6 protein-coding genes and 1 pseudogene are annotated in these 7,682 nt (G+C 68.5%); 4 read left to right on the top strand and 3 right to left on the bottom strand.

From position 1 onward, the window contains the following. A pseudogene (locus tag ACJ8AT_RS16410) lies at positions 1 to 724 on the top strand (hypothetical protein); the annotation flags it as partial. A gap of 109 nt (positions 725 to 833) precedes the next feature. Here the strand turns inward: ACJ8AT_RS16410 and ACJ8AT_RS16405 are convergent. Together ACJ8AT_RS16405 and ACJ8AT_RS16400 are read right to left on the bottom strand one after the other, a co-directional pair. Then, a complete protein-coding gene (locus tag ACJ8AT_RS16405) occupies positions 834 to 1,277 on the bottom strand; it encodes a hypothetical protein (protein ID WP_407738679.1) in 444 nt (147 codons plus the stop codon). 15 nt (positions 1,278 to 1,292) lie between these two features. After that, positions 1,293 to 2,921 carry a sigma 54-interacting transcriptional regulator gene (locus ACJ8AT_RS16400; protein ID WP_407738678.1) on the bottom strand — a complete coding sequence of 543 codons (1,629 nt, stop codon included), beginning with the start codon at positions 2,919 to 2,921 and terminating at the stop codon, positions 1,293 to 1,295. A 309-nt stretch (positions 2,922 to 3,230) separates the two neighbouring features. Here ACJ8AT_RS16400 and ACJ8AT_RS16395 point away from each other — a divergent pair, with 309 nt between their 5' ends. The 3 genes from ACJ8AT_RS16395 (at position 3,231) to ACJ8AT_RS16385 (ending at position 6,404) form a co-directional block, all read left to right on the top strand. Beyond that, positions 3,231 to 4,970, top strand: coding sequence for a B12-binding domain-containing radical SAM protein (locus ACJ8AT_RS16395; protein ID WP_407738677.1), 1,740 nt, complete (start codon positions 3,231 to 3,233; stop codon positions 4,968 to 4,970). A gap of 41 nt (positions 4,971 to 5,011) precedes the next feature. Then, on the top strand, positions 5,012 to 5,989 hold the full coding sequence (locus tag ACJ8AT_RS16390; RefSeq protein ID WP_407738676.1) for an MBL fold metallo-hydrolase: 978 nt from the start codon (positions 5,012 to 5,014) through the stop codon (positions 5,987 to 5,989). 238 nt (positions 5,990 to 6,227) lie between these two features. After that, positions 6,228 to 6,404, top strand: coding sequence for a hypothetical protein (locus ACJ8AT_RS16385; protein ID WP_407738675.1), 177 nt, complete (start codon positions 6,228 to 6,230; stop codon positions 6,402 to 6,404). A gap of 96 nt (positions 6,405 to 6,500) precedes the next feature. Here ACJ8AT_RS16385 and ACJ8AT_RS16380 read toward each other — a convergent pair. Next, positions 6,501 to 7,682, bottom strand: a 1,182-nt coding sequence (locus ACJ8AT_RS16380) for a tyrosine-type recombinase/integrase (protein ID WP_407738674.1), incomplete at its 5' end; no start/stop codon positions are given.

Raw genomic sequence — 7,682 nt, 5'->3', positions numbered from 1 at the left:
CGCGGCGATGAACTGCGACTTCAACAGGCCCGGACTCGGCAACGTCGACCTGCGGGGCACTCCCTTCGCGGTGGCCGCCAATCAGTTCGTGGCGGTCGGCTACTACGGCTCGGGTGGCGCCACCTACAGCTCCAACAACCAGGTGGTCGACCTGTGGAACTACGGTGAGTGCGGCTGGATGTCCGTGCAGGGCGCCGACCATCCCTTCAATGGCCGCAACTTCTCGCTGCAGCTCCAGTACACGGAGAGCTTCTTCACCAACCTGGCCGGGCCGTGGAGCTCCACGGCGGGCAGCACGTGGACCGAGCCGGTCGGCGGCGGCAAGCAGGGGGCGGCGGGGGGTGATGGCTTCCTGCTCAGCGCTCAGACCGGCAGCAACTTCACCTACGAGGGTGACGTGCGCGTGGTGAGCGGGGTGGCGGCGGCGCTGACGTTCCGCGCCAGCGCGGACGCGTCCCAGCACTACACGGTGAACGTGCACACCGGGCTGGGCGTCAAGCTGTGGCGCCCGGGGTACGAGATCGCCCTGTACCCCACGTCCATCGTCACGGGCCAGACGTACCACCTCAAGGTGGTCGCCACCGGCTCGCGCCTCCGGGTGTACCTGGACAACGGGACGGTGCCCGTCATCGATGCCACCGACACCGCCTACGCCAGCGGACGGTTCGGGCTCAATGTCTACGCGGGCACCGGCCTCTTCCAGAACGTCAACGTGAGCCCGTAGCGGCACGGGGGCCTTCACCCTCCCATCACCAGCGGCTCCCCCGTGCGGTACTGGCACCCGCGGCTCGCCTCGTGCGGTCCGCGGGTGCTGTCGTTTCAACTCCGGCGCTTCAGGGCCTGGACGCCGTCAGGCTGCCCGTCTGTCCCTCGCCGACGATGGGCACGGGCTTCTGCCGCAGCCCGGTGGCGCGCACGTTGTAACGGGACTCTCCCGAGGCCCCCGCGAGCGCCTGATTCAACCGGAGGACCCGGCTCCCGCTCCCGCTCTCGAAGTCCACGCGCTCCCAGTCGTCCTTGCGCTCGATTCCCTCCGCGGGCTCGAGCAGGGGGGCCCCCTGGTTGAAGATCCACAAGCTGCCGCCCTGCTGCTTGTCGGGAGAGAGCACGATCTCGAGCTCATCCCCTGGCGCCACCACCAGGTAGCGCTCGGGATGAGCGCTCGGCACCCACGTGCCCTTCGCGTCGACCACCAGCGTTCGTACGGCCTTGTTCTGCCCTGCTTCGGAAAGGACCGGCCAGGCCCCGTTGGAGATGATCAGTTGGTGCTTCGCCACGTTGCTGCTCCTTTGTCAGGCGTTCCTGACGCTCAGGCCCAGTTCCTTGAGGCGCCGGTTGAGCGCCTTCTTGGAGACCTCCAGGCGCTGGACCATGGCGTCCAGGTCGCCTCCGCACTGCTGATGGCAGGCGGTGATCTCCTCCGCGCTCAGGGTACCGGCCCTGCGGATGTTCGGGTGTTTGTCGATGAGGTCGTAGATGGAGGAGCGCGGAATCCCGAGCGAGTCCGCCGCCGTCTTGAGGTCCCACGCGTGCTGCCGGAGCGCCGCGAGGAGCTCCTCTCCGGTGACCTCGGTGGACTTGCGGCGAGCCGCCGCCGTGGGAACCGCCGTGGGCGCGGGTGCCGCCGTGGACTTCGGAGTGGGCCCCGCGGCGTCCAGCTCCTCGGCGAGCCGCGCGTCCATCTGGAGGGTGGACTGCCCCCGGCTGCCAATCACCAGCTGCCGGGTGATGTTGCGCAACTGCCGGATGTTGCCGGGCCAGCCGTAGCGCAGCAGGCGCACCGCGAGCGACGCTGGCAACCACGGCTCGGCATACAGGTCCCTCGGCGTCAGGCGGTGGGCCTCGCCAATGGCCTCCAGCTCCTCGCGGGCGAAGTGCTGGAAGAGCATCCCGAGGTCCTCGCGGCGCTCGCGCAGGGGCGGCAGCCGGATTTCATACCCGGCCAGCCGGTGCAGCAGCGGGGCCTTGAAGCGGCCGTCGCGGATGTGCTCCTCCAGGTTGGCATCGGTCGCGGCGATCAGCCGGACATCCGTCTTGATGGGGGTCTGCCCGCCCACCGGGTAGAGCTCGCCGGTCTCCAGCACCCGGAGCAGCATCACCTGCACCTCCGGGGGGGCCTCGCCCACCTCGTCGAGGAACAGGGTGCCGCCCTGCGCCGCGCGGAAGAACCCCTCCCGGTCCCGGGTCGCTCCGGTGAAGGAGCCCTTGTGCGCGCCGAACAGCTCGGCGGCCGCCAGCTCCTTGGGGATGGAGCCCAGGTTCACGCTGAGGAAGGGGCGCTCCTTGCGGGGGCTGTGCTGGTGGATGGCCTGCGCCACCAGCTCCTTGCCCGTTCCCGTCTCTCCCCGGACCAGCACCGGAACATGGAGGTCGGCGATGCGCTGGATGTGCTCGCGCACGCGCTGGAGGCCCGGGCTCTCGCCCACCATGCCCAGCGAGTCCCCGGGCGCTCGCGGCTTGTTCGAGCCCTGGTGCAGCAGCAACACCACGCGGCCCGACAGCTCCAACAGCACGCCCGCCGCCAGCTCCTCCGGCGAGAACTCACGGCTCGTCACGGGCTGCGCGTCCACCACCACGCGGGTTCCGCCCTCGCCCACCTTCAGCCGGAGCCGCCCTCCTTCGCCAGGAGAGAACACGAGCGGCGTGCGGCTCACGAAGGGATCCGCCAGGGGCTGACCGAAGGTCTCTCCAGGGCGGGTGAAGCTCGGGCCGTTGCGAGACAGGGACACCTCGCGGCCGGCCGCGACTCCCTCCAGCACGAGCCGCTCCCCGGCCCTGGAGGCCATGGGATGGGAGATGAGGGTCAGCACCGGCACCACCTGGTCAGCGGATACGGCGGCGCGCTGATGGTGGCCCACGGCCGTGGACACCTCGGCGACCAGTGGGGGGAACTGGGAATCGCGGGGTTCGGAGCGGGACATCGCGCGCGACTCTAGCACTTCCCTTCCGAGGCTCGCCCCACGGCAGCCGCCGTACAACTTCCGCTTGACGCCATCGCGTCCCTCCCGGCACTCCAGCACGGAGCGTCACTGGCGGCGGTGGGTGGAGTGATGGCCAATGGGCGCCGGCAAGGGAGAGCCGTGATACCCGAGAGAACACGGACCTGTCGTTCGTGTAGCGCCGCGGGAACGGCTCGGGGAGCAGGCCGAGGGACCGGGCAGCCGCCCTCACGCAAGCCCGGGAGGCGATGGGCAGGGACTCCAGGTGCCGGGCGTTATATTCACCCGCTCATGCAAGGCCGTCGCGACCTCTCTCCCGTCCTCCTCATCGGCGCCGGAACCGGCGAGGCCACCTGCGGCATCCTCTATCTCGCCAGCTACCTGCGGCGAGGCGGGATAGAGGCCTTCGTCCGGCTCTACGACGGGGACGAGACCGAGGACGAGGTGGCCCGCTCGCTCGAGGCCCTGGTGGCCCGCGTGCGCCCCAAGCTCGTGGGCATCAGCCTCAAGTGGTTCCACCACGTCCACCGAGCGCTGCTCCTGGCCCGGACGCTGCGGGAGATCGACCCGGGCATCCGCATCGTCGTGGGCGGCAACACCGCGTCGTACTGGTGGCGCGAGTTGCACGCGTTCGACTGCATCGACCACATCGTCCTGGGCGACGGCGAGCGGCCGCTGCTGGCGCTCTGCCAGGGCGAGCCCTCCCCGCCCAACTGCGTCACCGTGAAGCCCGACGGCAACCCGACGCGGTTGCCCCTGCAGTACGTGCAGGGCGCCACGAACAGCGAGGACGTCTATTACTCGCACTTCAACGACCTCTTCCTGAGTCACCAGGATCGCCACGCCTTCTCGGGGTGGGTCGCGCCCGGCAAGGGGTGCGCCGAGAACTGCCTCTACTGCGGTGGAGCCCGAGGCAACCAGAAGGCGGCCTTCGGACGCGCGAAGCCGTTCCTGCGCTCCGAGGAGAGCGTGCGCCGGGACCACCAGGAGATCGCCCCCCGGACGTGGCAGATGCGCTACGACTTCTCGGGGAGCTCGGCGGCGTTCCTGCAGAGCACCTGGGCCGGGGTGGACCTCTCACGCCACTCCTGTATGTATTTCCTGTGGGGCGTGCCCCGGATGGAGCTCATCGACGCCCTGGCCGGGACCTTCGAGCACGTCCACATGGTGCTCGACATCGGCTGCTTCTCGGAGCTGCAGCGGCACGAGCAGATGCGCCGCGGCCTGCTCAAGCCGTGTGCCTCGGACCGCGAGCTGCTCGAGACCATCGACGGCTGCCACCGCCACGAGAACCTGGACGTCGAGGTGTCTGGCATCGCGGGCCTGCCCTTCGCCAGCACCGCCACGCTCGAGGAGGAGGTGCGGCTGGTGGAGCGGGTCATCGGCCTCGACTGCCTGGTGGGCTATCAGCGGCTCGAAGCACAGCCCGGGGCGCTCGCCACCGAGCACCCCGCGCGCTTCGGCCTGGTGAGCGAGGCGCGCACGTTCGCGGAGTTCCTCGAGTACTTCGAGCAGCGCGAGCCCGGCGATGTGTCGTCGGTGCCGATGCTGCGCTTCCGCGACGCGGCGCTCGAGCGGGCGGTGCAGCGCACGTCCGAGCACGTGGAGGCGCTCGCGAGGAAGCACGAGGAGAAGAAGCAGCGGGTTGCGCTCAACGGACGTACGCGCCTGAAGAACACCGCGCCCTCGACGCTCCGGTTCAAGCTCGGGGATTGGCTGGGCTCGCACCGGGTGCCCGCGAAGGTGGCGCAGGAACAGGTGACCGTCGTGCGCTCGGTGAACGGGACGGGCATGGCCTGTGCGCCCTCGGTGAGCCCGCGAAAGTTCGCGGATCCGACGCTGGACCAGGGCGAGGACGGGAGGATTCTGCTGACCGCCCTGGCCACCTTCGACCAGCCCACGACGGTCGCCCACGCGGTGACGCAGCTGGGGGCGAAGGCGAAGCTCGACCCGCGGTCGGCGCGCGAGGTCATCGAGCACCTCGTGAACGGACGCTTCCTGCAGCCGGAACTTGAGAACGGCGGGGGTTGAAGCATAACGCGGGTGGTTCTACCCACACCTGGAGACTCCCGATGAAGATGCGTACCTCCCCCTGGCGTGCCGCGGTTGCCGCGCTCCTCACCGCCGCGAGCGGCGCCGCGCTCGTTCCCGCCACCGCCCAGGCCGCCGCGCCCCTGGTCAAGACCCAGGCGCCGGGCTACTACCGCGTGATGCTGGGCGACTTCGAGGTCACCGCCCTGTCCGATGGCACCGTCGAGCTGCCGGTGGACAAGCTGCTGACCAACATCAAGCCCGCCGCGCTGGAGAAGGCGCTCACCCGCGCGTACCTGAAGGCTCCCGTGGAGACCTCGGTCAACGCCTTCCTCATCAACACCGGCTCCAAGCTGGTGCTGGTGGATACGGGCGCCGGTACCCTCTATGGCCCGACGCTGGGCAAGCTCGTGTCCAACCTGAAGGAGGCCGGTTACCAGCCGGAGCAGGTGGATGCCGTGCTCATCACCCACATGCACCCGGACCACATCGGCGGGCTGATGGCGGGGGACCAGCGGACCTTCCCCAACGCCACCGTGCACGTGGACAAGGCCGACGTGGACTACTGGCTGAGCGCCGACAACATGACGAAGGCGCCCGCGGAGATGCAGGGGATGTTCCAGGGCGCCACGGCGATGCTCACCCCGTACGTCAAGGCGGACAAGCTCAAGCCCTTCACGGGTGACACCGAGCTGGTGCCCGGCATCAAGGCCATGGGAGCTCACGGCCACACGCCCGGCCACAGCACCTACGCCGTGGAGAGCAAGGGCCAGAAGCTGGTGCTGTGGGGAGACCTGTTGCACGTGGCGTCCGTGCAGTTCGCGGATCCGTCCGTGACGATCCAGTTCGACAGTGACTCGAAGGCGGCGGCGGCCCAGCGCAAGAAGGCCTTCGCCGACGCGGCGAAGCAGGGCTACTGGGTGGGCGCGGCCCACGTGTCGTTCCCGGGCATCGGCCACGTGACGCCCGAGGGCAAGGGCTACGAGTACTTCCCGGCCAACTACAGCACCAAGCAGTAACCCCGCGGCGGACCGCACGTGCTCCCTCCCACGCCTCACTGGGCGTTCACCGCCCGGTTCGGCCTGACACGGGGGTAAGAGCACGTGCGGCTCCTGCTGGACAAGGTCCTCGTGCGACAGCGGACGCGCTTCCACCTGCTGAAGTGAGAGCGGGGAAGCGTCGTCCAGGACCTGTACGTGGGGGACGAGCTCCTTTCGGAGTGCCGCATCGAGGACCTGGAACGCTCAAAACATCGCGGTGAAGGATGGCGGCTACGTCGTGCATGCAAGCACGGACCACATCGCCTCGGGACTGTATCTGTATAGGAACCCCACTTCGCCCAACACCTCCGGGCTGACGAAAGCCGAGGAGTTGAAGAGCGAGAACCTGTCCTATGGCAGGCTCGCCTGCTTCGCCCAGACCCTCGAGCTTTGAGCGGCGGGTTCGATTCCCGCCGCCTCCACATTCAGAAGCCCAGCAACTTCAAGGGGTTGCTGGGTTTTTCTTTGCCCTCGTTTTCCTCATGTGCCCTCAGTGTGCCCCTTCGGCGCTTCTGGCCGGAGCGGCGTGGAGCTGGGGCACAGGCCGGTCGAGCTGCTGCACTGCGCTCGCGAGCATCTCGGGGGACAGGTGGGCGTAACGCTCTGTCATCTCGATGGTCGAGTGCCCCATCAGCTCCTGGATCGCCTTGAGCGGCACGCCACGCATCGCGAGGTGGCTCCCGTAGGTGTGCCGCAGGTCGTGCCAGCCGATGCGCCCCTGCTCGCGGCAGATGTCCGCCTCGCGAAGCGCACGCTCAAGAGGGCCCTTCATGGTGCCGTTCGTGTGCGGCTGCCCGTCCGCCTGACAGAACACGTAGGGACCGCGCAGGTGCCTGTGAGCCCTGAGCGCTTCCACTGCCGAGCCGGGCAGATCGACCGTCCGCTCGCGCCCGCCCTTGGGAAGCCCCGTCACCCCGCGCCAGATGGTGCGCCGGACGTGCAGCTTGCCGCGCTGCAAGTCCACGTCGCCCCACTGGAGCCCGATCAGCTCGCCTTGCCGCAGTCCCGTCTTGAGCGCCACGAGCACGACCACGCGCCAGTCAGGGGCCGCAGCGGCGACCACCCGCTCGGCTTCCTCAAAGCTGAGAAAGTCAAACGCCGCCTTCGCAGTCTTGAAGAGCTTGACGCGCGGAACGTGCGTGATGATGCCGTGTTCCTGTGCGAGCGACAGCATCTTGCGAACCACCGTTAGCGCGTTGTTGATGGTCTTGAGGCTCAGAAGCGCGGGCTGGATGTCCTTACGCTTGCGAATGGCTGCCTTTGTGGGGGCATCCTTTCGGGCGCGGGCTCCCGACGTCTTCTTGCGCATGGCCGCTTTGAAATCCTCGATCTCAGCAAGACCGATGGAGTCCAACGGCATACGACCCAGAGCCGGAATGACGTGCTGGTCGAGAATTTGGCGCTTGGAAACGACGCTCGAATATTTGTTGTTGTTCTCGCTGTACGTGAGGAAGCGCGGGACAAACTCTTCGACCGTTGGCACCCGGCCCGCCTCGCTCTGTTTCTCCTTTCCGAAGGAACCCGTCAGGAGTGCGTGCCGGATCTGACGCTCGTATTCCTCAGCGCCCCGGCGAGTGTTGATAGGCGATGCCTTGCGCACGCGCTCAACCCTCCCGCTCGGGTGCTGATACTTGACGTCGATCCACCACGCTTCCTGCACCTTGCCCTCCTT

The organism is Hyalangium sp. (assembly GCF_045802625.1).
In the GTDB taxonomy this organism is placed as follows: domain Bacteria; phylum Myxococcota; class Myxococcia; order Myxococcales; family Myxococcaceae; genus Hyalangium.
The sequence above is the reverse complement of the archived record's forward strand: the minus strand, read 5'-3'. Positions and strand labels throughout refer to the sequence as shown.